This is a genomic window from Companilactobacillus pabuli (genome assembly GCF_014058425.1).
Classification (GTDB): domain Bacteria; phylum Bacillota; class Bacilli; order Lactobacillales; family Lactobacillaceae; genus Companilactobacillus; species Companilactobacillus pabuli.
The window spans coordinates 1,408,002-1,431,824 of record NZ_CP049366.1 but is presented as its reverse complement, the minus strand read 5'-3'; the positions used below and the strand labels follow the sequence as shown (position 1 = coordinate 1,431,824).

Genomic DNA, 23,823 nt, shown 5'->3' with positions numbered 1-23,823 from the left:
GTGTGTCTAATAATTCAACCGATAGTTTTACACCCTTAGTGGGATATTGGTGCCTACCTAGTGGACGTCTCAATGATGAGGATCGTCACATTTTGACAGATTTATATTTACCAATTTTAGGTACAGAAGCATTTAGTCTGTATCTTTTGTTGTGGGAAAAATTACCTAATAAAGAATTGGTCACTCAACGTAAGCCACATGCAGAACTATTGAGTTTATTGAGTATTGACTTGAAAAGATTTTATGAGGCGCGTATCAAGTGTGAAGCTTTAGGACTGATTCGTACTTTTAGAAAAAAAGATGAGTTAGGGCCTTACTATGTCTATCAATTGTTTGAGCCTTTATCACCAGATGATTTCTTTAAAGACGATTTATTGAGTATTTTTTTATATGAGCAAATCGGCGATAAGAAATATCGTTTATTGGCTGATAAGTACAGTCATTCAGAGCGGATCTTGCAAAATTCTGATGAGATTACTAAAGATTTCTTGGAAGTTTTCAAATTGAATAATGACGATTTGATCAACACTCCTACGGATGTAGAAAATATTCGTAGTGAATTCTCGAAGACCGCTAAGACGCAAAAACCAGTGTTGAATGAAAATGATATTCAACCGCTTGATTGGGAATTGATTTCTGATCGAATTCAACAATCATTTAAGATCAGTCCAGATAATTTATTGGAAAATCAAGATTTGATTATCAATTTGCATGCGTTTTATGGCATCGATGAAATGACGATTATTGAATTTATCGGTAAAACTTGCGATATCGTCAATAATAAAATTGATCCTAATCGCTTGAAAAAGTCTATTCAGGATCGATTTGAGAAGAACGCTAATATATCTGCACGTCAACAACCAGAAACGGTTGAAAATAAAGACGATGAGACACATAACTTTAATCGTTCGGATCAATTGATTTTGCAACAAGCTAAGAAATTAACTCCAGCGGACTTTTTAGCCGCTCAGAAGCAAAAGAGTGGTGGTTTTGTTGGTAAAGTCGAAGCTAATGCTTTGCGAGATATGGCAATGAAGGCATATTTGCCATCTTCTGTTATAAATATTATGGTTTATTATATTTTACAAAGCGCATCAGTTTTATCGACACCATTTTTAGAGACCGTGGCAAATGACTGGAAACAAAACGGCGTTAAAACGCCAGAGCAAGCACTGCAAAGAATTACTGATTTTCAAAATCGGCCTCGTGGCAAACGACGTTATAACAATAAAAACCGTAAAGTCGAACAAGCAACTGATTGGTCGAAAGTTAAAGCTAAAATTCCTACAAATAAGCAACAAGACAATGGAGTTCAATTACAGGATAGATTAAAACGATTAAGAAATAAGGATAAATAACATGGAAAATTTAGGAAACAGACTGGCAGAATATTTAAATTCAAAAAATTTAACGGAGGATTATCGCCGTTTACTTAATGGTGCATTAAAAGATCCCGACGTACAGAAGTTTCTCAAGGAAAATAGTGATTCAATCAATCCCAATGCTCTTTCAACGAGTGCTGCTAGTATTTATGAATTTTATAATAATAAGAATCATGCCAGCGAATTGTCCAAAGGCTATTATCCTAAATTGATCGTCAATAATCACAATATTGAAGTGGCTTATTATCCTAATGAAAGAACTCAAAACAAGGAGAAACGTGATCAATATGAAACTGGTTTTGTCTTGATGGATATGCCATCTGATATCAGAAATGCTAAATTAGATGACTATGGTGGTAGTGGTCGTCAAGATGCATTAGGAAAAGCTTTAGATTTTATCGATAATTATTTGAATCAAAAAAACTTTGTGCCAGGATTGTATCTAGCTGGAGATTTTGGCGTTGGTAAAACATATTTGTTAGGTGCAATTGCTAATGAATTATTCAAAAATGATATTCATACAACGATGATGCATTTTCCAACCTTTGCCGTTGAAATGAAAAACTCTATCGGTACGAACAGTGTCTTGGCGAAAGTGAATAAAATCAAAGGCGCCGAAATTTTGATGCTAGATGATATTGGGGCAGACTCAATGTCTAGTTGGATCAGGGATGAAGTTTTAGGAGTTATTTTGCAATATCGCATGCAAGAGAATTTACCAACCTTTTTCTCTTCCAATTTTTCAATGAAAGAATTGGAAAAACACCTTGCTATCAACCAGCGCGGTGAAGAAGAGCCAGTTAAAGCAAAACGTATTATGGAGCGAGTTAGATACCTCTCTAGAGAAGTAATTGTAACTGGTCCTAATAGAAGATTTGAAAAATAACTTGCATTTCTGAAAAATAAATGTTTCAATAAAGCCATGAAAGATAACACTTCGGTTCTAATTCAGGGAGGGTACGATTACTGGAAGCTTACCCATTACTGGAGTTACCACTTTCACGTAAAACTGTATAATGGCCGGTTACTTTATAACCAAATGAGAGAAAACTGTTATTTGTTGTACAGTTTTAAAGTGGGTGGAACCGCGTAGAAAATACGTCCCTGAAGTATGCACATATCGATTGATATGGATGTACTTCAGGGACGTATTTTTTTGTTATCTAATACTTAGGAGGAAATAGTCTATGTCAAAAATCAAGTTAACATTCCCAGACGATTCAGTTAAGGAGTTTGACGAAGGCACAACAACCTTGGATGTTGCTAAATCAATCAGTACATCTCTAGGCAAAAAAGCTGTTGCCGGTAAAATCAATGATGTCCTAGTAGACCTAGAACGTCCATTGAAACAAGATGGTAAAATCGAAATTATCTCAGCAGAAGATAAAGAAGATGCTCAAAAGGTATTGAGAAATACTGCTGCATTGGTATTCAGTGCTGCTGCTAAGAGTTTCAAGAAAGATCTTCACTTCGGTGAAAAACACACAAATGATGATGGTTTCTTCGTAGATACTGATAGTGCTGATGGTCAAATCAGTGTTGATGAATTACCAAAGATCACTGCTTTGATGAATAAGATCATCAAAAACAATGACAAGATTGAAAGATCAATGATGGACAAGAAAGATCTTGCTGATATGTTCAAGGACGATCCATACAAGTCATCATTGATCAACGCAATTGACTCAGTTCAAATTCCTGTTTACAAATTAGACGATTTTGTTGACTTTGGTTACGATGCTGTACTTGCAAATCTTAAGGCTTTGAAGCATTTTGAATTACTTTCAGTTGCTGGTGCTTATTGGCAAGGTAAGTCAAGTAATCCAATGCTACAAAGAATTTATGGTACAGCCTTCTATAAAGAAGATGGACTAAAAGCTGACCTTAAACGTCGTGCTGAAATTAAAGAACGTGATCACAGAACAATTGGTCGTGATCTTGACTTGTTCTTCGTTGACCCAGAAGTTGGTGCTGGTCTTCCATACTGGATGCCAAATGGTGCAACAATTCGTCGTGTTATTGAAAGATACATCATCGACAAAGAAGTTGCTTGGGGTTACCAACACGTTTACACACCAATCCTAATGAACTTGAATGCTTATAAGACTTCAGGTCACTGGGCACACTACCGTGAAGACATGTTCCCACCAATGGATATGGGTGATGGCGAAATGCTTGAACTACGTCCAATGAACTGTCCTTCACATATTCAAATTTACAAGCACCACAACCGTTCATACAGAGATTTGCCTCTACGTATCGCTGAACTTGGTATGATGCACAGATATGAAAAATCAGGTGCTTTGTCAGGACTACAACGTGTTCGTGAAATGACTCTAAATGATGGTCACACATTCGTTGCTCTTGACCAAATTCAAGAAGAATTCAAACGTACACTACAATTGATGGTTGAAGTTTACAAAGACTTTGATATCACAGATTACACATTCCGTCTAAGTTACCGTGACCCAGCTAATACTGAAAAGTACTTCGATGATGATGAAATGTGGAACAGATCACAATCAATGCTTAAAGCTGCTATGGATGACCTTGGTTTGAAGTACTACGAAGCTGAGGGTGAAGCTGCTTTCTACGGTCCAAAACTTGATGTTCAAACAAAGACAGCTCTTGGAAACGAAGAAACACTATCAACTATCCAACTAGACTTTATGCAACCAGAGAAGTTCCAACTAACATATGTTGGTGCTGATGGAGAAGACCACAGACCAGTTATGATTCACCGTGGTATCGTTTCAACTATGGAAAGATTTATCGCTTACCTAATTGAAATTTACAAGGGTGCCTTCCCAACATGGTTAGCTCCAACACAAGTACGTATCATTCCTGTTAACAACAAACTTCACGCAGATTATGCAAACGAAGTTCTTTCAGAATTACGTGCTAAGAATATCCGTGCTGAACTTGATGACCGTGATGAAAAGATGGGTTACAAGATCCGTGATGCTCAAACAATGAAGATTCCATATACAGTTGTTATTGGTGATGAAGAATCTAAGAATGCCACAGTTTCAGTAAGAAAATATGGTGAAGATGATTCAGCTTCAGAAAATGCTAAGATGTTCGTCAGTTCAGTAGTTGCTGATATTGCTAACTACAGTCGTAAAGATGTTACTGACAAAGCAGACAAAGACTAATCAATAAAGCAAAATGTAAATTCACATTGTGGATTTACATTTTTTTTGGAGGAAAAATGAAAGCATTAACAATTACCCACGATAAAACTCAAATAGCCGATGCAAAAATTACTCAAGTTGCTAAACCTACTATTAATAATGATGAAATTTTAATTAAGGTAAAAGCAGTTGGATTAAATCCAGTTGATTATAAACTAATTGAAGATCATCCACTCAATTGGAATGATCCACATGTTTTAGGGTTAGATGCTGCTGGAGAAATTGTTTCGGTGGGGAGCAAAAATCCTAAAAATTTTCAAATTGGCCAACGAGTCTTTTTTCACAGTGATTTAAATAAAGATGGCGTTTATGCTGAATATGCTAAAGCTAAGTACAATGTCGTAGCCAGGATTCCCGATAATGTTTCCTATCAATCGGCAGCAGCAATTCTTTGTTCAGGATTAACGGCTTATTCTGCCTTGTTTCGAAAAATGAATTTGACTGGTAAACAAAATGTCTTGATTCATGCTGGCGCTGGTGGAGTAGGTAGCATTGCCGTTCAATTAGCAAAATACTTAGGCTTAACAGTAATTACAACTGTTTCGACTAAGAAAGTTAGCTTTGCTAAGAAAATTGGTGCCGATTTTGTGATTGATTATAAAAAGCAAAATACTTCCGAAGAGATCAATAAGATAACTGATGGCGTTGGAGTAGATTTGATCATCAATTTGGTTGGTGGTGTTGAAGTTCAAAAAGATTTGTCGAGATTGGCATATAATGGGGCGGTTATTGATATTTTGAACACACCTGATTTGTCCAATTATGATTTAACCGTTAAAGGTCAAAGCGTACTAAGCGTTAATTTAGGTGGAGCTCATAATGGTGGCAGTATTAGTCAGCTCAATGATTTGTCAGTTATGGCCGAATCATTAGTTAAATTAGTATCTGAAGGAATTGTTGATCCATTGATAACCAAACAAATCAGTTTTGAAGAAATTCCAGATGGGTTACAATTGATCAAAAATCATCAAACTGAAGGCAAAATCGTGGCTGTTTTGGATTAATGTCGAGTTAACTTGATTGTAAAGAATGAAGAATTATGTTAAATTAGAAAAGTTGAAAACGAATTAATTATATTATTTTGACAAGTTATATTGACACTTGGCATTATTATGGTATAGTTAATAACTGTTGAGATTAAGCAGAAGCGCCCGCTTCTCACCTATGCATTCGCCTCTAGGTTAATACGATTGCGTAAATAATATAGTGGGCATGCTTGTGCAGCCCGCTTTTTTTGTGGGCCAAATTACTCCGGAGGTGACTACTCATAGCAAGAGATTTATTAATAAATGATCAAATACGTGCAAAAGAAGTACGATTGATTTCTGAAAATGGGGATCAAGTTGGTGTTAAACCAAAGGCTGAGGCACAACGTTTAGCTGAAGCTGCTAATATGGACCTAGTTCTAATGTCACCGGGTGCTAAACCACCTGTTGCCAGAATTATGGATTATGGTAAATATAAGTTCGATCTACAAAAGAAAGATCGTGAAGCACGTAAAAAACAAAAAACTGTTAGTCTTAAGGAAGTACGTTTAAGCCCAACTATTGAAGAAAACGACTTTAATACAAAGCTTAATAATGCTCGTAAGTTTTTGGCTAAGGGTGATAAGGTCAAAGTTTCTCTTCGCTTTAAGGGTAGAGCAATTACTCATAAAGAGATAGGTAAGGAAGTCTTGGACCGCGTCGCTGATAAGACTAAGGATGTTGCTACAGTAACAACTAAGCCAAAAATGGACGGTCGTAGTATGTTCTTAATGCTTGATCCAATTAACTCAAAAGATAACAAAAAGAAGAAATAGTGGAGGGATTTTCAATGCCTAAACAAAAGACACACCGCGCATCAGCAAAAAGATTTAAGATCACTGCTAATGGTGGTTGGAAGAGAAGCCATGCATATACAAGTCACCGTTTCCACGGTAAGACTAAGAAGCAACGTCGTCAATTAGCTAAGCCAGGTATGGTAGGCTCAAGTGATTTGAAACGTATGAAACGCATGCTCGCAACATACTAATTATTTATTCTTTATAATCAAAAGGAGGAGTCATTATGCCACGTGTAAAAGGTGGAACAGTAACTCGCAAACGTCGTAAGAAAGTTTTAAAATTAGCTAAGGGATATCGTGGTTCAAAACATATCACTTTTAAAGCAGCTCATACTCAAATCATGGTTTCATACCGTTATGCATTCCGTGATCGTCGCCAAGTTAAGCGCGATTTCCGTAAGTTATGGATTGCTAGAATCAATGCCGCTGCAAGAATGAACGAAATCAGTTACAGCAAATTAATGCATGGTTTGAAATTAGCTAACGTTGACATTAACCGTAAGATGTTGGCCCAAATTGCTATTGAAGATCCAAAAGCATTTACAAGTTTAGTAGATACAGCTAAGAAAGCTTTAGCTTAATTTTAAAAACGTAATTTGGATAAACCCAAATTACGTTTTTTTACTAATTCGAAGACGAGGATTAAATTATGTTTAAACCCTATATTATGCTCGATAAAATTACTGATCTGACTGTAGAAGATCTTCAAGAACTACATATTACTAAGATCATGACAGATTTGGATAATACCCTTTTGCCATGGAATAGTAACGAGTATGATTTATCATTGCGTAAATGGCTGAATTTAATGGCCCAAAATAATATTGAAGTGATGATTGTTTCTAATAATAGTTATGAACGTGTAGAAAAGGCCGTTAAAGACTTGCCTGTTAGTATCGTGGCACGTGCGGTGAAACCTTTGCCATTCGTAATCATGAAGCATCTCAAAGAAGAAAACATCGATCCTAAAAATGTTTTATTTGTTGGTGATCAAGTGATGACCGATGTTTTAGCAGGCAACATGGCTAACTTAAAGACCGTCCTAGTCAAACCCTTAGTCAAGACAGATGCCAAGAAGACTCGTATTAATAGATTTTTTGAACGTCCTATCTTAAAAGCAATGCAAAAGCGTGATAAGAATTTATACTGGAAGGATTCATTAAATGACAGAAGATAATGAATTGTACTGCATAGGTTGTGGTGCAAAACTTCAAACAGAAGATAAAGACAAACCAGGTTTTGTTCAAGCTTCTACTTTGAAAAAATATACCGAAGATGATTCAAAAGAATTACTCTGCAAGAGATGTTTCAGACTTCGTAACTACAACGAAATCACTGACGTTGATGTTTCTGATGACGACTTTTTGAAGTTGTTAGACTCAATTTCTCAAAAAGATGCCTTAGTAGTTAACGTAGTTGATATTTTCGATTACGAAGGTAGTGTAATTCCCGGATTGCAACGATTCGTCGGTGACAAGAAGATTTTGATGGTTGGTAATAAAGTCGACTTATTACCAGCTTCAGTTAATCAAAATCGTCTTTTGAACTGGTTGCAACAAAAGAGCAAAGAAAACGGTATTAAATCAGTTGACCAAATTATGGTTTCAGCTGTCAAAGGTATCAACATCGATAAATTGATGGACATGATCGAGAAATATCGTGATGGAAAAGATGTCTATGTTGTCGGAACTACTAATACTGGTAAATCAACTTTGATCAACCGAATTATTAGTTCTAATTCTGATATCAAAGATTTGATCACAACTTCTCGATTCCCAGGAACTACTTTGGATCGAATCGATATTCCTTTGGATGATGGTCATTCATTAGTTGATACACCCGGAATTATTCACCGTTATCAATTAGCTCATTTCTTGAATGCCAAAGATTTGAAGACAGTGACACCTAAGAAGCCATTACGTCCTGCAACTTTCCAATTGCGTGATGGACAAACAATCTTTGTGGCTGGTTTAGCTCGTTTGGACTTTCTAAATGAAAGAACTAATGTAACTTTCTACGTCAACCAAGGATTGCCATTGCACAGAACGAAGACCGTAAATGCCGATGAATTTTATGAAAAACATCTCGGTGATATTTTGACACCACCAACTGATATCAAAGAATTCCCTAAATTCAAGAGTCAAATCTTTTCAGCGCATGAAAAATCAGATATCGTTATTTATGGTTTAGGTTGGGTCACAATTCCGGCTGGAACTAAAGTCAAAGCCTACGTCCCAGATGGTGTTCACGTATCAATCCGTAATGCGATAATTTAAGGAGAATTTAATGATAATTAAAGGAAAAAAGAACCGTTATTTAAGAAGCCAAGCAGCAACGATGAAGCCAGTTATTCAAGTAGGTCGCGATGGTATTACTGAAAACTTACTTAAACAATTGGAAATGTTAATCGAAAAAAATGAACTTATTAAAGTTTCTTTGCTTCAAAACACAATGGTTGAACCACAAGATCTAATCGAAGCTTTAAACGAATTCGATTCAGGTATCGTTCACATTCAAACAATCGGTTCCAAAATGGTTTTCTATAAGAAAGCTTCAAAGATCAAAAATCGTAAATATTCAATTGAATTAGAGAAAATGTAATTTAAGTGACTAATTATGAATACTCAAAAACAATTATTAACTAAAGAAAAATTAGAATTTCATAGTAATTTGCCAAAGCGACACGTCGGAATATTAGGTGGCACTTTTAATCCAATTCATTTAGGACATTTAGTGATAGCTGAACAAGTTTATGAACAATTGTGTTTAGATAAAGTTTTGTTCTTGCCTGATAAAATTCCACCTCACCGTGGCGTCAAGAAGACTATTCCTGATATTAAAAGCGATGATCGGATTGAAATGATCAAATTAGCTATTCGTAACAACATGCATTTTGATTTGGACTTGACCGATATTCGTCGCGGCGGTGTTAGCTATACTTTTGAAACAATCAAGATGCTCAAAGACTTAAATCCTAATACAGAGTATTACTTTATAATAGGAGGAGACATGGTAGAGAATTTGCCAAAATGGTCTCATATTGATGAATTAATTCAAATGGTACATTTTGTTGGAGTTTGTCGAAAAGGCTTTGAGGAAAAATCAAAGTATCCTATACTTTGGGTAAATACTCCGGAATTGGAAATTAGTTCGAGTATGATTCGAGAAAAAGTCAAACAGGGACAATCAATTAAGTATTTGGTTCCTGATGATGTAGCTTGGTATATCAAGGATAGGGGGCTTTATCGTGAGTGAATTTAATTACGAAGGCATCAAAAGTGGATTGAAACGAGCAGACATTTTGAACAGAATGAAAGACACCTTGAGTGATTTTCGTTATAATCATTGTTTGCGGGTTGAAAAAACTTCACGTGCTTTAGCTGCCGAATTTGGTGGCGATGTAGATCGAGCTGGTTTGGCTGGATTATTGCATGACTACGCAAAAGAACGAAGCGATGAAGAATTTATTACTGAAATTAACAAAAAACATTTAGACCCAGAGTTGTTACATGCTAATAACGCTATTTGGCACGGAATTGTCGGTGCTGAGATTATTAAGGATGAGTTGGGTATTTATGATGAAGATGTACTAAACGCTATTAGAAGACACACTGTTGGCTCTACAAACATGACACAAGTAGACAAATGTGTCTTTGTAGGTGATTTTGTTGAACCAGGTCGAGATTTTCCTGGTATCGATGAAGCAAGAAAATATGCTGAAAAATCACTTGATAGTGCTGTAACTTTTGAACTAAAACATTCGATTCAACATTTAGTTGATACAAATAAAGAAATTTATCCAGCAACTTTTGTTAGTTACAATTACTGGATCAAAAAAGGAGAATTATAATTTGGACTCAAAAAAAATGATGGAAATTGCTGTGAAAGCAGCTGATGAAAAGCACGCTAATGATATCAAAGTTCTAAATATCAGCGAAGTAAGTATTATGGCTGACTACTTTGTAATCATGGATGCCGGTTCACAACGTCAAGTTGATGCTATTGTGCAATCTGTTTTGGATAAAGCAGGCGAAAATAACATTGAAATTGGTCACGTTGAAGGAAATCGTAACTCTGAATGGGTTTTGATCGACTTGCATGATGTTGTTATTCACGTCTTCACATCTGAAAAACGTGATTTCTACAATCTAGAAAAACTTTGGTCAGATGCTCCAGAAGTTGATATTTCTGATTTGGTAACTGAATAATGATTTATAATTCTTTTGCCAGCGTTTATAGTGAATTGATGGATGATTCATTGTATAGCAAGTGGGCACAGTACGTCGAAAAACAAGTTACAGGCGACAATAAAAAATTATTGGATGTAGCTTGTGGAACTGGTGATTTAACAATTCTGTTGGCTGATAAATTTCAAGTTACTGGAACTGATCTTTCTGAGCAGATGTTGAAGATTGCTGAACAAAAAGCTCAAAAAGCCAATCAAAAAATCCCCTTTATTCCTAGTAATATGATGGATTTATATGACTTTGATAAGTACGACGTTATCACTTGTTTTGATGATTCAATTTGTTATTTACAAGATGAAGATGAACTAGCAATTGCCTTCAATCAGGCTTTACAACATTTAAATGATGGCGGTAAATACTTATTCGATGCACATTCGCTTTATCAAATGGATGAAGTCTTTCCTGGATACATGTTCAACCATCGGACTGAAGATTCCGCTTTTATGTGGAATAGTTTTGAAGGTGAATATCCACACAGCATCGAACATGAATTAACGTTCTTTAATTGGGATGAGAAAATCAAAGGTTATTCAGTTAATACTGAATTGCACAAAGAAAGAACTTATCCGATTGAGACATTTGTAGCTATCTTAAAAGATATCGGCTTCAAAAAGGTCTCAGTCAGTGCCGAATTTGGTACTTCAGAGGTTAAAGATGATTCAACTCGTTGGTTCTTTGCTGCTGAAAAATAGAGGTTTCTATGACAAAAGTTTATGGTGTAGTGGCCGAATTCAATCCGTTTCATAACGGTCATAAAATTTTTATCGATACGATCAAACAAAAATATCACCCTGATGTCTTGATTGCCGTGATGTCAGGCAATTTTGTACAGCGGGGTGATTTTGCTGTTTTAGATAAGTGGAATCGAGCTAGATTAGCAATTGATTTAGGCGTTGATTTAGTTATCGAATTACCACTAGCTTTTGCTGTCCAACCGGCAGAGTTATTTGCTCAAGGTGCTATGAAGTTATTGAATTTATTAAAAATTGATACCTTAGTATTTGGAACTGAAAAAGAGCTTGATTTTGTCAAAATTGCTCAAAAGATTTTAACAGCCGATAATCAATTCAAACAAGATTATCAACAAAATTCAGCTACTAATTTAACTTCGTATTATCAGCGTTTAGGTATCGATATTGCTGATTTACCTAATCAAATGTTAGGTTTAAATTACGTTCAACAAATAGAGAAGAATCATTATCCAATTAATTTTCAAACGATTCTTAGAAAAAGTGGATTTAGTGCTACTAGCGTTAGAACTGATTTGAAATTAGGTTCTTCTGTTTCTTCTGAGGTGCCTGATTTAACTAATCAGTTGATAAATAAAAATCAAACGTATACTTGGGATGATTTTTATCCATATCTACGTTATCAAATCATAAATTCCGATATTCCAGAACTTCATTCAATCTATCAAATGGTCGAAGGACTAGAATATAAGCTGAAAAAGGAAATTATGATCAGCAATGATTTTGAAGATTTCCTGGACCGAGTGAAGTCAAAGCGTTACACAAGAGCCCGTTTGAGACGTTTGATGATTTACACTTTAATGAATATTCAATCTGAAGAGATTGATAATGTTTATAAAAATCCTTATTTACGAGTATTAGGATTTAGTGGAAATGGTCGTAAATATTTAAACCAACACAAAAAAGACTTTAATTTAATTACTAAAGTTGGCAAAAAAGAGGCCCAAACTTTAGAATTAGAAGTCAGAGCTGATCAAATATTTCAGCTTCAAAGTAAAAAAACACAAGATTTTGGAAAAATGCCTTATATGAAAGGGGTAAATTAATGCTAAATTGGGATGTTCAAGACGTTCGTCGCTACAAAGACAAACCGTTTGAATTTGAGGAAGAACTCGATTTAACTAAAGAATTAACTACACGTTCAGAGGATGTTTTGGACGCTGACAAAGTTTCTGTCAAAGGTCAATTATTCAATGACAATGGTTTAGTTATTTCTGATGTAAAAATCAAGACTACATTGACTGTTCCTTCAACTCGTAGTTTGTTGCCAGTAAAATTACCAGTTGATGTTCGAGTTAATGAAGCTTACAACGTTGATAGCGTGGCCGATGAAGAAGAATTGGAACAATACAATGTTGTTATACCCGTGGATGATGAAAATCCAACTATTAATGTTTATGAATCAGTGATCGATAATATTTTGTTGAGTATTCCTTCAAAAGTTTTAACTAAGAAGGAAAAGGAAGAGAATATTATGCCTTCAGGTAAAAATTGGGAAGTTATTTCTGAAGATGACTTTAAGAGTCAAAAAGAAGAAGAACACGTTAACCCAGAATTTGCCAAATTAAAAAATTTATTTAATAATAATGATGATAAGGAGTAATTATATACTCCTTTTTTATTTTTTTGTTACTATAGGTATGAGAACAAAAATCGGAGGTAGTTATTATAATGGCAAAACCACAAATTGGTGTTATCGGTATGGCTGTTATGGGTAAGAATCTTGCCCTAAACATTGAAAGTCGTGGATATGAAGTAGCAATCTACAATCGTACAGGTTCAAAGACTAAAGCGGTTGTTGAAGAACATCCCGACAAGAAATTGGTACCAAGTTATACAATTGAGGATTTCGTTGACTCACTAGAAAAACCACGTCGTATTATGATGATGGTTAAAGCTGGTGCTGGTACTGATGCTGTCATCAAGCAACTATTGCCTTTGTTGGACAAGGGTGATGTCTTGATCGATGGTGGTAATACATTCTTCGAAGATACTATGGAACGTAATGAACGTTTGGATAAATCTGGAATCAACTTCATCGGTATGGGTGTTTCCGGTGGTGAACTTGGTGCCTTGCATGGTCCTTCATTGATGCCAGGTGGTCAAAAGGAAGCTTATGACTTAGTTGCTCCTATTTTGGAACAAATTTCTGCTAAAGCTGACGAAGATGGCGCACCTTGTGTTACATACATCGGACCAAATGGTGCTGGTCACTATGTCAAGATGGTTCACAATGGTATCGAATACGGTGACATGGAACTTATCGCTGAAAGTTACAACTTGTTGAAGCACTTGTTCAACAATGACGTTGAAAAGATTGCCGAAGTATTCCAAGACTGGAACAAGGGTGAACTTTCAAGTTACTTGATCGACATTACTTCACAAATCTTAACTAGAAAAGATGACGAAGGTACTGACGATTACATCGTTAATAAGATTATGGATAAAGCTGGTAACAAGGGTACTGGTAAGTGGAGTTCACAAAGTGCTCTTGAACTAGGTGTTCCACAATCATTGATCACTGAATCAGTTTACTCACGTTACGTTTCTGCCTACAAAGACGAACGTGTTAAAGCAAGCAAGGTTTTGCCTGCTCCTGAAACAAAACCAGTTGTTAAAGATGTTGACGACTTAGTTGCTAAGATCCGCAAAGCTTTGTACTTCAGTAAGATTATCAGTTATGCTCAAGGATTTGCTCAAATGAAAGCTGCTTCAGATCACTATGATTGGGATCTTAACTATGGTAAGATTGCTCAAATCTGGCGTGCTGGATGTATCATTCGTGCTCAATTCCTACAAAAGATTACTGATGCTTATGATGAAGATCCAAAACTAGATAACTTGCTACTAGACGATTACTTCAAGGGTATCGTTAAAGAATATCAATCAGATGTTCGTGACGTTGTTAGTTTTGCTGTTCAAGCAGGTGTTCCTGTTTCTGGATTTATGGCTGCTATTTCATACTACGATCAATATCGTTCAGAAACATTGCCAGCTAATTTGACTCAAGCTCAAAGAGATTACTTTGGTGCTCATACTTATGAAAGAAACGACAAACCAGGTACATTCCACTATACTTGGTATGAAGAGCAATAATTATAAGTTGATATTAAAATTGGGGCGAAAAATCGCCTCTTTTTTTATGTTTAAAAAAAAATAAAATAAAAGCTTGTCTTCTTTTAATTTTTGCTATATGTTAAAATCATTAATGCATTGCCAAAAGCGTGACACATTTTAATTAATGATTAAGCTATAATTAAAGATAATTTAATATTTTATGTATAGGAGATACGTATGGCTAAAATACTTGTTATTGAAGACGAAGAGAATATGGCAAAATTCGTTCAACTCGAACTTCAACATGAGAATTACGAAGTGACTGTTGAACGTGATGGTAGAACCGGACTGGACGCAGCTTTATCTGAAGATTGGGATTTAATTCTTCTAGATTTGATGCTTCCTGAGTTGAATGGTATCGAAGTTTGCCGTCGTATTCGTCAAGAAAAGAACACACCAATTATTATGATGACAGCACGTGATTCAATAATTGATCGTGTATCAGGATTAGACCATGGGGCTGATGATTATATCGTTAAGCCTTTTGCAATTGAAGAATTGCTAGCTCGCATTCGAGCATTGTTACGACGAATCGATTTGGATATCGATGTAACGAGAAATAATGATCAAGTGCTTAAATATAAGAATTTGGTAATTGATAAGACAACTCAAACATTGAAACGTAATGGTGAAGTGATCGATTTGACTCGCCGTGAATATGATTTGTTGAGTGCCTTGATGGAAAATGTCGGCACAGTCTTGAGTCGTGATGACTTATTAGAACGTGTTTGGGGAACAGGTTCATCAACTGAAACTAACGTTGTGGATGTTTATATCAAATACCTTCGTAATAAAATCGATCGCCTCGGTGCACCTAGTTACATTTCTACTGTCCGTGGTAAAGGGTATGTGATGCGTCGATGAGAATTTCGATTAGATTTAAATGGACCGCTTTGATTTCTATTGTAATTTTGTTGGCTTACATTTTTGTCAGTGTTCTAGCAATGAGAACTGTCCAAAGTGTTGCTTCAGTCAATGAAATCAATAATTTTACTCTGAAATTGGTTATTGGTGGAGTAGTGGTCTTTTTATTGGGAATTGTTTTGTCATTTTATGCTGTTACTTTGGTTTTGAACGATTTAAAGAAAATCAATAAAACAATCGATGACTTGAATAAGAAACCAGACTCAGACTCTCGTATTAAATTACGTAAGAGAAATGATGAAATTTATGATTTAACTATTAATATCAACAAGATGCTCGACCGTATGCAGGCATATACTAATCAGCAAAAAGAGTTCGTGGAAGATGTTTCACACGAATTAAGAACGCCAGTGGCTGTGTTGGAAGGTCATTTGAGTATGTTGCAACGCTGGGGTAAAGATGATCCTGAAGTGTTGAACGATTCAATCAATTCTTCTTTGCAAGAATTAAAACGTATGCAATCCTTGATTCAAGAGATGCTAGATCTTACACGTGTTGAACAGATCGACAGTGCATATTTGGAGCAGACAACTGAAGTTAAGCCTTTGTTTACGCAAGTGGCAAACGACTTCAAAATGTTGCATCCAGATTTTGTGATCAATTTCGATGACGATATCCGTGAGGGTAGTGAAGTTAAGATCTACCGTAATCACTTGGAGCAAGTATTGGTAATTTTGCTGGATAATGCTTTCAAATATTCAGCCGACCGCAAAGAAATCAATTTTGCTGCTTCAACTAACTCAGCTTTGTTAGAGGTGGTAGTCCAAGATTATGGCCTAGGAATCGCAAAAAACGACCTGAAACGCATTTTCAATCGTTTTTATAGAGTTGACAAGGCTCGCTCTAGAAAACGTGGAGGAAACGGTTTAGGGCTTTCTATCGCTAAACGCTTGATTGAAATCTATCATGGTAGCTTAGAGGTTGAAAGCGTCGTTGGTTCTGGGACTGTTTTTAAGATTGAATTGCCATTAGTGCAAGTTAAACCTGAAGAAGAGCAGACTGAAAAAGAAAATGAAACTGAAAAATAATAATATTTATCCAGATTTACTTTTTCTTAAATTAGATTAGTGATAGAATTCCGTCCTCCATAGCAAAGAAAATTTGGCTGGAACAATGTGGGCATGACTTGGAGCCTTTGCTAAGACCAAAACCGGGCAAAGTCTTCAAGCTCGGCCTTATTCTAAGCAATAAATTGCTAAGAATAATTTCACATTTGAGCCAATTTTCTTTGCTATTCCGGACTAGATAGTGGTTTTAATTTAAAAGTTGATAGCGTCTATTCGGTGTCCATTAGGGGTGCCTGAATGGGCGCTATTTTGATTTGTTCGTAATAAATAAATACAGTACTGATCTACAAAACAAAACGGACGACGGCAATTTAACGCTAACCAACTTTTAGTAAGAGCCAAATTGTCCGCAAGTAAAAAAATATTCCTAATATTAAGTTATTGTTACAGCGCTTGTAATAAAGCATTTTTACTAGTAATTTAAAGCTTATAAGGGGATAGAAAAATGAAGAAAAAACTAGGGATAGCTGTTTTAGCAGTGAGTTTTTTGGCTTTTCTATTTATGGGGACAACACAAAATGCTTCTGCTCAAACAGTCAACGATTATATTATTAGTAATCAGATCAAACCGGCGACAATTCAAAATCGGGAGGGGACTTTTAGTGAATGGTTTCCTTACGAAAATGGTGTCGGAAAGCCAGAAGGAATCGTAATTCATGAAACTGCTGATAATAATGCGACAGCTGAAGATGAAGTGAGTTTTTTTAATAACAATTGGCCTAGAGTTGAGGCTTATGTACACGCTTTTGTCGATAACAATGAAATTATCAATATTCACAATACTGACTATGGTGTTTGGGGTGCTGGTCCTACTGCCAATTCCAAATTTATCCAAGTAGAATTGTGTCGGACACATGATTATGATTCATTTGCCCGCTCTATTGCTAATGATGCCTATTACGCTGCTAGCAAGCTGTTACAATACAACATACCTGACAAGCCTGAAAAAACCATTGTTTCACACAACCAAGTGAGTCTCACATATCATGAAACAAATCACAGTGATCCAACGGGCTATTTTAAAAATCAAGGTTACAGTATGTATCAGCTCTACGACATGATTGGATATTATTACAATAATTTAAAGACGACAGGTAATGCTTATGGTGTCAGTGCTGCTACTCAAGAAGCCGTTAATCCTAATTCTACGATTAAAGTTGACAACAAGAATGGCAGTTATGTACCATTGGTTGCCTTTAGTAATAATCAGATGATTAAAATTAAGAACCGAGCACTGGCAAATCATACTGCTTGGTACACTGATCAGACTAAAAATATCAGTGGGGTAACTTATCACCGTGTTGCTACAAATGAGTGGGTTGCCGCAAGTTATCTAGAGTAAAAAAAATAAGTAAAACTCAATTGTGTAGAGTTTTACTTATTTTTTTATTTCTTGTTGCGATTTTGTTTGCCCTTATTCAATTCACGAATGTTTTTGTGCATTTCATTAGCTTCAGCTTTTTGTTTAGAAGTATTAGCTGTAGTACCACTTGTTGTACTTGTACCATCTGCTTGTAGCATTTCATCAAGCATTTCCTTAGTAACAACAATCTTAACTGGATTCTTAGCTAACTCTTCATCAGTTTTCTTTCTGATTCTAGGAGTAACTACATAGTTAGTAATGAGTTGTTGAATGACAATAACGACACCACCAACTAAGAAGTAAAGTGCAAGGGCTGCTGTTGAAATCATAGAAATGAAGAAAGTCATCATTGGACTCATCAACAACATAGTTTGCATTTGTTTTCTTTGTTCCTTTGGAACGATTTGAAGTGACATCCAACCTTGAACTAAGTAGAACAAGGTAGCAACAATAGCAATTACTATACTAGGTTTGCCAAGTGGGATTGAAAGGAATGTAGCTGAACCAATATTTTTAGAATATTGAACGGCTTGATAAATACCAATCAAAATAGGCATTTGTAATAATAGTGGCAAACAACCCATACCACCAGTCAAACTCAAATTGTTAGCCTTGTAAACTTGCATCATTAAGCTACTGATCTTTTGTTGAGCATCAGGACCCTTAGCTTTCTTTTGTGCTTCTTGAATCAATTTCAATTGTGGTTGAACAGCACGCATTTTTTCTTGTTGAGTTGTTGATTTATATTGTTGGTTCAATGATAAAGGAACCAAAATCAAACGAACTACAAAAGAGATAATCATGATTCCCCAAGCGTAGGCATTTGTACCACCGACTGCTTCTGCGGTCTTCATGATCAAATTTTGGAACGGAATCCCTAGCCATTTGTAAATGAAACCATATGGCCCACTAGTTGGAGCATGAAGGTTAGTTGTACCTTGTGCACACCCCGTCAAAACTAGTGTCAGTACTAAGACTAAAGACAGTACTGATAAATATTTGACGTATTTTTTATTCACTTAAATAAACCACCCTTTTAATCGTATACAAAGTAATATACGTTAACTCATTTGACGTTTCAACCAATCACAGTGAATTTTGTGTAATGTTGTAAGTCGTCAGAAAAAGTATAGTCCATTTTGGTAACTTTTCCAAAGGGTGAAGGTGAAGATTTAACACGATTTAAAAAAATATAAAGTACTTTTTGATCTGCTTCAGCCTCAATTGAAACGGATCCGTCGATCTCATTTTGCACGGTTCCATTGACGCCCAGTTCTTGAGCTACTTGAAAAGTTGAGTAACGAAAGCCCACGCCTTGAACGAGTCCATCAACATTAATGGAAAGATGTTTCACACGTATCACCTCAAATCTTTGAATGTGTTAATATCTATATTATAGAACAAGAGGGATGGATTATATGAAGTATATCGAATCGAAAAAAAATGACGAAATTAAACAACTAAAGAAGTTGTCTGCAACTAAAAACATTCGTAAGACTGGTACATACATGATTGAGGGTTTCCATTTAGTTAGAGAAGCCGACCAATATGAACAAGATTTTGTAAAATTATTGGTAACTGAAAAGTACCAAGAAGACCGTCTCGTTAAAAAATATCATGAAATTGCTGTAACTATTTCTGAAGATGTAGCTAAAGACTTGTCAGAAACAAAAACTCCACAAGGAATCTTTGCAGTCATCAAAGTCCAAAATAGTGACGATCTGACAGAATTTTCTGGTAAGTGGGTCATGATGGATGATGTCCAAGATCCTGGTAACGTGGGAACAATCGTTAGAACTGCTGATGCAGCTGGATATGATGGTGTAATTACAAGTATGGATACCGCTGATTTTTACCAACCAAAAGTCCAACGTTCAATGCAAGGTAGTCAATTCCATTTGCCAATTTATCGTATGGATATCGACAAGGCTATCAACTTGGCTAAGAAATCTGGTTTAACTATTTATGGATCAGAGGTAAATGCTCAGGCTAAACCTTATACACAATTAGAAAAACAAGACCAATTCGCTTTGATCATGGGTAATGAAGCCCACGGTGTCAGTCAAAATGTCTTGAACGCTACCGATAAAAATATTTATATCCCAATTCTAGGAAAAGCTGAATCCCTTAACGTAGCGGTTGCAGCTGGAGTTTTGATGTACGGTTTACAAACATTATAAACTTGCGAAACTTTTTAATTTTTGTATAATCATTTGTATAAATAATATTTAAACTTTGACGAAAAATAGTAACTGTGGCATTTATAACAGGAAGAGCCGTTAACTGAGATAGGCTTGATAAATAAAACAGCGAATTCACTTTCTGAGTTTTTAGTTAGTTACTATATAACTACTTGAGTGCATGTTTAACATGAACTAGGGTGGTACCGCGAGTCCTCGTCCCTTATTTGGGATGGGGACTTTTTTATGTGGATACATTTAAAAATTCCAGAATCAGTTTTATCACCAAGGAGGAAGAAAATGTCATTAAATGATACGTTAAAGAATTTAAGAGAAAATGGTATCGATGAAGCTAAACGTGCACAAAAGCTTCAAGAATTAAATGATTTAAGAGTTAACTTATTAGGTAAAAAAGGTCCAATCACTAAAGCCTTGCGTGGTATGAAAGATGTTCCAGCTGAACAACGTCCAGAAATTGGAACTTTAGCTAATAACGTTAAAAAAGATATTCAAGCTGCTATTGAAGAAAAAATGGCGGAACTTAATCAAAAATTAATTGCCAAAAAACTTGAAGAAGAAACAATCGACGTTACTTTACCAGCTACAAAAAAGGTTCAAGGAACAAAACATATTTTGAACCAAACGATTGAAGATATTGAACAATTCTTCATTGGTTTAGGCTATGAAGTTGCTGGTGGCTATGAAGTTGAAGAAGATCACTATAACTTTGAAAGATTGAATATCCCTAAAGATCATCCGGCTCGTGATATGCAAGATACGTTCTACTTGTCAGATGAATTATTGATGAGAACTCAAACTTCAGCTCAAGAAGGTCGTGACATGGAAGCTCATGACTTTACTAAAGGTCCTTTGAAGATGATCTCACCGGGTGTTGTTTACCGTCGTGATGATGATGACGCTACTCACTCACATCAATTCCATCAAATTGAAGGTTTAGTTGTTGATAAGAATATCTCTATGGCAGATTTAAAGGGAACGCTTGATGCATTATGTCGTCACGTCTTCGGTCCTGATCGTGAGATCCGTTTCCGTCCAAGTTACTTCCCATTTACCGAACCATCAGTTGAAGTTGACGTTTCTTGTTTCAATTGTGGTGGTACAGGTTGTCGTATTTGTAAATATACTGGTTGGATTGAAGTATTAGGTGCTGGCTTAACACATCCAAACGTTTTGAAGATGTCAGGCATCGATCCTAATGAATACAGTGGTATGGCCTTTGGTCTTGGACCAGAGCGTTTTGCAATGCTTAAATACGGAGTTAACGACATTCGTGATTTCTATCTCAACGATGTTAGATTCCTAGAACAATTCAAAGGAGTAAATTAAGATAATGAAAATTTCTGTTAATTGGCTAAAAGAATACATTCCAGTCGATCACACGGTTGAAGAAATTGCTAATAAAGTTTCTCTAACTGGTATCGAATCTGGCCCAGTCAAACTCGGTGAGGAATTGACTAATTTGGTTGTCGGGCACATTACTAGCGTAGTACCACATCCAGATTCAGATCATTTAAAACTTTGCCAAGTTGATGTTGGTGAAGAAGAAGAAATTCAAATCGTCTGTGGTGCTCCTAATGTGGCCGCTGATCAATACGTAATTGTAGCCTTGCATGGTGCTCATTTGCCAAATGGCGTGCGTATTAAACGTGGTAAACTTCGTGGACAAGAATCTAACGGGATGATTTGTGGACTTGATGAAGTCGGTGTTCCTGCTCAATACATGCCAAAAGAATTCGAAAATGGTATCTATGTCTTCGATGAACCACAAACACCAGGACAAGATGTTTATGATCTATTAGGTCTTAAAGACGAAATGGTCGATATCGATATTACTCCTAACCGTGCCGATACTTTAGGGATGCGTGGTGCTGCTTGGGAAATCGGTGCAACTTACGATGAAAAGCCTAAATTTACTAAACCAGAATTAAATCAAAGTAAAGTTAAAGATTTGACTGATGCGACTGCAACAGTTGAAGAAAAAGACTTGGTTCCAGATTATTTACTTCGTGAATTAAAAGGCATCAAGGTTACTAAGAGTCCACTTTGGATGCAAAGAAGACTTTGGAATCAAAATATCAGACCCGTCAACAGTGTTGTCGATGCAGCAAATTATGTGATGATCGAATACGGTCAACCAGTTCAAGTTTACGATTTGGACAAATTACCTCAAAAGAATTTAACCGTTAAACTTGCCAAAGATGGCGACAAATTAGTATTAGCTGATACTGAAAAATCCTTAAATCATAACGATTTAGTAGTTACATCTGGTGATGAAGTTTTAGGTTTAGCTGGTATCATTAATGGAACTCGTGCTGCTGTTGATGAAAATACTACCAATATCTTAGTAGAAGCTGGTGTCTTTGACGGAGCCTTTGTTAGAAAAGCTGCTCAAAGACATGATTTGCGTGACGATGCCTCAAACCGTTTTGAAAAAGGTGTTGATAATGGAATCGTCAGTGAAGCCTTAGTCCGCGCTACACAATTGATTGACCAAGCTAGTGATGCCAAAGAAATTTCTGAGGAAATTATCGGTAACTTTACTAAAGCTCAACCTACTGTTATCAAAGGTAGTATCAAGCACATTAATCATTTGATGGGGCTAGAACTTTCAAGTGATGAAATTCTTCAAATCTTTGATCGACTTGGTTTTACTAGTGAATTATCAGGCGATGCGGTAACTGTGACAATTCCTACACGCCGTTGGGATATGGAAATTGAGGCTGACTTAGTTGAAGAAGTAAACCGAATTTATGGTTATGAAAACTTGCCTAATACTTTGCCAGCTGGAATGGAAACTCGCGGTGGCTACAGCGCTAAGCGTGAATTGAGTAATAAATTGCGTGATGCCTTGTTGGCTAGTGGATTGGATGAAGTTATCAATTATTCATTATTGAACAAACAAGAAGTTGATGATTTCAATATTTTAAATTCAGAATATACTAAATTGCTTCACCCTATGACTGAAGATCACGAATACTTACGTAACAGCTTGATTCCAGGCTTAGTCAGAGATATTGCTTATAACCAAGCTAGAAAGAACGATGATCTTCAAATATTTGAACAAGCTCGAGTATTTGATCGAGAGACTGGAAATGATCGTCCAAAAGAATTACCATTTATTTCTGGTGCCATCAGTGGTAATGTCATTGAGGATGCTTGGAACAGTAATGCTAAGCCAGTAGACTTTTATTATGTTAAGGGAATCGTTGAAGAATTGTTGTCATACGTTAATGCTGATGCTGAATTTTCATTTGTTGCAACGGCAGATTATGATAATCTTCATCCTGGACAAACGGCTAAGATTTTGGCTAATGGTCAAATGGTTGGTATTATCGGTAAATTGCATCCAAATTATCAAAAAGCACACAATGTCAATGACACATTTGTTTTTGAATTGAATATTGATGCCTTATTCGACTTGAATACTAGAAATGTCAAAGCAACTAGCGCACCTAAGTATCCAGAAGTCAGCCGTGATCTAGCTATTTTAGTAGAAAAAGATGTTGAAAATGGTCAAATTATTTCTGATATCTTTAATAATGGTGGTAAATATTTGAAGGATGTTAATATCTTTGATGTTTATGAAGGTAAGAATATCAAACCTAACCATAAGTCACTCGGTTATCACTTAGTATTCTTGAATCCTAATGATACTTTGACTGATGAGGAAGTAGAAAAGGCCTTTACATTAGTCAAAGACAGTCTAGTTCAAAAATTTAATGTGGAAATTAGATAAAATTATTGCCAAACTAATG

25 protein-coding genes are annotated in these 23,823 nt (G+C 35.9%); 23 read left to right on the top strand and 2 right to left on the bottom strand.

Going from position 1 to position 23,823, the window contains the following annotated elements:
- Nucleotides 1–2: 2 nt before the first annotated feature.
- The 20 genes from G6534_RS06990 (at nt 3) to G6534_RS06895 (ending at nt 17,846) form a co-directional block, all read left to right on the top strand.
- Nucleotides 3–1,358, top strand: coding sequence for a DnaD domain protein (locus G6534_RS06990; RefSeq protein ID WP_182082535.1), 1,356 nt, complete (start codon nt 3–5; stop codon nt 1,356–1,358).
- A 1-nt stretch (nt 1,359) separates the two neighbouring features.
- Nucleotides 1,360–2,268 (top strand): primosomal protein DnaI, encoded by a 909-nt coding sequence (dnaI, locus tag G6534_RS06985; RefSeq protein WP_059073542.1) that lies wholly within the window; start codon nt 1,360–1,362, stop codon nt 2,266–2,268.
- 301 nt (nt 2,269–2,569) lie between these two features.
- Entirely contained in the window at nt 2,570–4,537 is a 1,968-nt protein-coding gene (gene thrS / locus G6534_RS06980; RefSeq protein ID WP_059073543.1) for a threonine--tRNA ligase, read from the top strand.
- A 56-nt stretch (nt 4,538–4,593) separates the two neighbouring features.
- Nucleotides 4,594–5,580, top strand: coding sequence for a zinc-binding dehydrogenase (locus G6534_RS06975; protein WP_059073544.1), 987 nt, complete (start codon nt 4,594–4,596; stop codon nt 5,578–5,580).
- 263 nt (nt 5,581–5,843) lie between these two features.
- The gene (gene infC / locus G6534_RS06970; protein WP_029606492.1) at nt 5,844–6,377 is read left to right on the top strand and encodes a translation initiation factor IF-3; all 534 of its coding nucleotides are present in this window, start codon (nt 5,844–5,846) and stop codon (nt 6,375–6,377) included.
- Nucleotides 6,378–6,391: 14 nt separating this feature from the next.
- Nucleotides 6,392–6,589, top strand: coding sequence for a 50S ribosomal protein L35 (rpmI, locus tag G6534_RS06965; RefSeq protein WP_057815472.1), 198 nt, complete (start codon nt 6,392–6,394; stop codon nt 6,587–6,589).
- 35 nt (nt 6,590–6,624) lie between these two features.
- Nucleotides 6,625–6,981, top strand: coding sequence for a 50S ribosomal protein L20 (gene rplT / locus G6534_RS06960; protein ID WP_010019355.1), 357 nt, complete (start codon nt 6,625–6,627; stop codon nt 6,979–6,981).
- A gap of 68 nt (nt 6,982–7,049) precedes the next feature.
- Nucleotides 7,050–7,577 carry a YqeG family HAD IIIA-type phosphatase gene (locus tag G6534_RS06955; RefSeq protein ID WP_059073545.1) on the top strand — a complete coding sequence of 176 codons (528 nt, stop codon included), beginning with the start codon at nt 7,050–7,052 and terminating at the stop codon, nt 7,575–7,577.
- Nucleotides 7,564–8,676 carry a ribosome biogenesis GTPase YqeH gene (yqeH, locus tag G6534_RS06950; RefSeq protein WP_119317891.1) on the top strand — a complete coding sequence of 371 codons (1,113 nt, stop codon included), beginning with the start codon at nt 7,564–7,566 and terminating at the stop codon, nt 8,674–8,676. The genes G6534_RS06955 and yqeH overlap by 14 nt, the downstream gene beginning before the upstream one ends.
- 10 nt (nt 8,677–8,686) lie before the next feature.
- On the top strand, nt 8,687–9,001 hold the full coding sequence (locus G6534_RS06945) for a YhbY family RNA-binding protein (protein ID WP_059073547.1): 315 nt from the start codon (nt 8,687–8,689) through the stop codon (nt 8,999–9,001).
- Between the two features lie 15 nt (nt 9,002–9,016).
- Entirely contained in the window at nt 9,017–9,655 is a 639-nt protein-coding gene (locus tag G6534_RS06940) for a nicotinate-nucleotide adenylyltransferase (RefSeq protein ID WP_082666887.1), read from the top strand.
- A complete protein-coding gene (gene yqeK / locus G6534_RS06935; RefSeq protein ID WP_059073549.1) occupies nt 9,648–10,250 on the top strand; it encodes a bis(5'-nucleosyl)-tetraphosphatase (symmetrical) YqeK in 603 nt (200 codons plus the stop codon). Before G6534_RS06940 ends, yqeK begins: the two co-directional genes overlap by 8 nt.
- A gap of 1 nt (nt 10,251) precedes the next feature.
- The gene (gene rsfS, locus G6534_RS06930) at nt 10,252–10,608 is read left to right on the top strand and encodes a ribosome silencing factor (RefSeq protein ID WP_182082534.1); all 357 of its coding nucleotides are present in this window, start codon (nt 10,252–10,254) and stop codon (nt 10,606–10,608) included.
- Nucleotides 10,608–11,339 (top strand): class I SAM-dependent DNA methyltransferase, encoded by a 732-nt coding sequence (locus G6534_RS06925; protein ID WP_182082533.1) that lies wholly within the window; start codon nt 10,608–10,610, stop codon nt 11,337–11,339. The genes rsfS and G6534_RS06925 overlap by 1 nt, the downstream gene beginning before the upstream one ends.
- Nucleotides 11,340–11,347: 8 nt before the next feature.
- Nucleotides 11,348–12,442 carry a nucleotidyltransferase family protein gene (locus G6534_RS06920; RefSeq protein ID WP_059073551.1) on the top strand — a complete coding sequence of 365 codons (1,095 nt, stop codon included), beginning with the start codon at nt 11,348–11,350 and terminating at the stop codon, nt 12,440–12,442.
- Complete coding sequence (locus tag G6534_RS06915; RefSeq protein ID WP_059073552.1) at nt 12,442–12,999, top strand: YceD family protein; 558 nt, start codon at nt 12,442–12,444, stop codon at nt 12,997–12,999. Before G6534_RS06920 ends, G6534_RS06915 begins: the two co-directional genes overlap by 1 nt.
- 68 nt (nt 13,000–13,067) lie before the next feature.
- Complete coding sequence (gene gndA, locus G6534_RS06910; protein ID WP_059073553.1) at nt 13,068–14,492, top strand: NADP-dependent phosphogluconate dehydrogenase; 1,425 nt, start codon at nt 13,068–13,070, stop codon at nt 14,490–14,492.
- A gap of 198 nt (nt 14,493–14,690) precedes the next feature.
- Nucleotides 14,691–15,377 carry a response regulator transcription factor gene (locus tag G6534_RS06905; RefSeq protein ID WP_010019368.1) on the top strand — a complete coding sequence of 229 codons (687 nt, stop codon included), beginning with the start codon at nt 14,691–14,693 and terminating at the stop codon, nt 15,375–15,377.
- Complete coding sequence (locus G6534_RS06900; protein ID WP_059073554.1) at nt 15,374–16,465, top strand: sensor histidine kinase; 1,092 nt, start codon at nt 15,374–15,376, stop codon at nt 16,463–16,465. The genes G6534_RS06905 and G6534_RS06900 overlap by 4 nt, the downstream gene beginning before the upstream one ends.
- Nucleotides 16,466–16,949: 484 nt before the next feature.
- Complete coding sequence (locus tag G6534_RS06895) at nt 16,950–17,846, top strand: peptidoglycan recognition protein family protein (protein WP_182082532.1); 897 nt, start codon at nt 16,950–16,952, stop codon at nt 17,844–17,846.
- Between the two features lie 44 nt (nt 17,847–17,890).
- On the opposite strand, the gene yidC is transcribed toward G6534_RS06895, so the two are convergent.
- Nucleotides 17,891–18,886 carry a membrane protein insertase YidC gene (yidC, locus tag G6534_RS06890; protein WP_059073555.1) on the bottom strand — a complete coding sequence of 332 codons (996 nt, stop codon included), beginning with the start codon at nt 18,884–18,886 and terminating at the stop codon, nt 17,891–17,893.
- Nucleotides 18,887–18,945: 59 nt separating this feature from the next.
- Nucleotides 18,946–19,221 (bottom strand): acylphosphatase, encoded by a 276-nt coding sequence (locus G6534_RS06885; RefSeq protein WP_057815446.1) that lies wholly within the window; start codon nt 19,219–19,221, stop codon nt 18,946–18,948.
- Between the two features lie 64 nt (nt 19,222–19,285).
- Here G6534_RS06885 and G6534_RS06880 point away from each other — a divergent pair, with 64 nt between their 5' ends.
- The 3 genes from G6534_RS06880 (at nt 19,286) to pheT (ending at nt 23,804) form a co-directional block, all read left to right on the top strand.
- Nucleotides 19,286–20,047, top strand: coding sequence for a TrmH family RNA methyltransferase (locus G6534_RS06880; RefSeq protein ID WP_059073556.1), 762 nt, complete (start codon nt 19,286–19,288; stop codon nt 20,045–20,047).
- A 300-nt stretch (nt 20,048–20,347) separates the two neighbouring features.
- Nucleotides 20,348–21,394 (top strand): phenylalanine--tRNA ligase subunit alpha, encoded by a 1,047-nt coding sequence (pheS, locus tag G6534_RS06875; RefSeq protein WP_182082531.1) that lies wholly within the window; start codon nt 20,348–20,350, stop codon nt 21,392–21,394.
- 4 nt (nt 21,395–21,398) lie between these two features.
- Nucleotides 21,399–23,804: a phenylalanine--tRNA ligase subunit beta gene (gene pheT / locus G6534_RS06870; protein WP_182082530.1), complete on the top strand. Its 2,406-nt coding sequence runs from the start codon at nt 21,399–21,401 to the stop codon at nt 23,802–23,804.
- Nucleotides 23,805–23,823: the final 19 nt, after the last annotated feature.

Excerpts from the sequence above, each read along its gene's own strand:
- G6534_RS06945 (WP_059073547.1), top strand. The coding sequence starts at position 8,687 with ATGATAATTAAAGGAAAAAAGAACCGTTATTTAAGAAGCCAAGCAGCA.
- G6534_RS06955 (WP_059073545.1), top strand. The coding sequence starts at position 7,050 with ATGTTTAAACCCTATATTATGCTCGATAAAATTACTGATCTGACTGTA.
- G6534_RS06915 (WP_059073552.1), top strand. The coding sequence starts at position 12,442 with ATGCTAAATTGGGATGTTCAAGACGTTCGTCGCTACAAAGACAAACCG.
- G6534_RS06895 (WP_182082532.1), top strand. The coding sequence starts at position 16,950 with ATGAAGAAAAAACTAGGGATAGCTGTTTTAGCAGTGAGTTTTTTGGCT.
- G6534_RS06940 (WP_082666887.1), top strand. The coding sequence starts at position 9,017 with ATGAATACTCAAAAACAATTATTAACTAAAGAAAAATTAGAATTTCAT.
- G6534_RS06975 (WP_059073544.1), top strand. The coding sequence starts at position 4,594 with ATGAAAGCATTAACAATTACCCACGATAAAACTCAAATAGCCGATGCA.
- yqeH (WP_119317891.1), top strand. The coding sequence starts at position 7,564 with ATGACAGAAGATAATGAATTGTACTGCATAGGTTGTGGTGCAAAACTT.
- thrS (WP_059073543.1), top strand. The coding sequence starts at position 2,570 with ATGTCAAAAATCAAGTTAACATTCCCAGACGATTCAGTTAAGGAGTTT.
- rpmI (WP_057815472.1), top strand. The coding sequence starts at position 6,392 with ATGCCTAAACAAAAGACACACCGCGCATCAGCAAAAAGATTTAAGATC.
- G6534_RS06925 (WP_182082533.1), top strand. The coding sequence starts at position 10,608 with ATGATTTATAATTCTTTTGCCAGCGTTTATAGTGAATTGATGGATGAT.
- dnaI (WP_059073542.1), top strand. The coding sequence starts at position 1,360 with ATGGAAAATTTAGGAAACAGACTGGCAGAATATTTAAATTCAAAAAAT.
- G6534_RS06920 (WP_059073551.1), top strand. The coding sequence starts at position 11,348 with ATGACAAAAGTTTATGGTGTAGTGGCCGAATTCAATCCGTTTCATAAC.
- gndA (WP_059073553.1), top strand. The coding sequence starts at position 13,068 with ATGGCAAAACCACAAATTGGTGTTATCGGTATGGCTGTTATGGGTAAG.
- G6534_RS06905 (WP_010019368.1), top strand. The coding sequence starts at position 14,691 with ATGGCTAAAATACTTGTTATTGAAGACGAAGAGAATATGGCAAAATTC.
- pheT (WP_182082530.1), top strand. The coding sequence starts at position 21,399 with ATGAAAATTTCTGTTAATTGGCTAAAAGAATACATTCCAGTCGATCAC.
- G6534_RS06900 (WP_059073554.1), top strand. The coding sequence starts at position 15,374 with ATGAGAATTTCGATTAGATTTAAATGGACCGCTTTGATTTCTATTGTA.
- pheS (WP_182082531.1), top strand. The coding sequence starts at position 20,348 with ATGTCATTAAATGATACGTTAAAGAATTTAAGAGAAAATGGTATCGAT.
- G6534_RS06880 (WP_059073556.1), top strand. The coding sequence starts at position 19,286 with ATGAAGTATATCGAATCGAAAAAAAATGACGAAATTAAACAACTAAAG.
- rplT (WP_010019355.1), top strand. The coding sequence starts at position 6,625 with ATGCCACGTGTAAAAGGTGGAACAGTAACTCGCAAACGTCGTAAGAAA.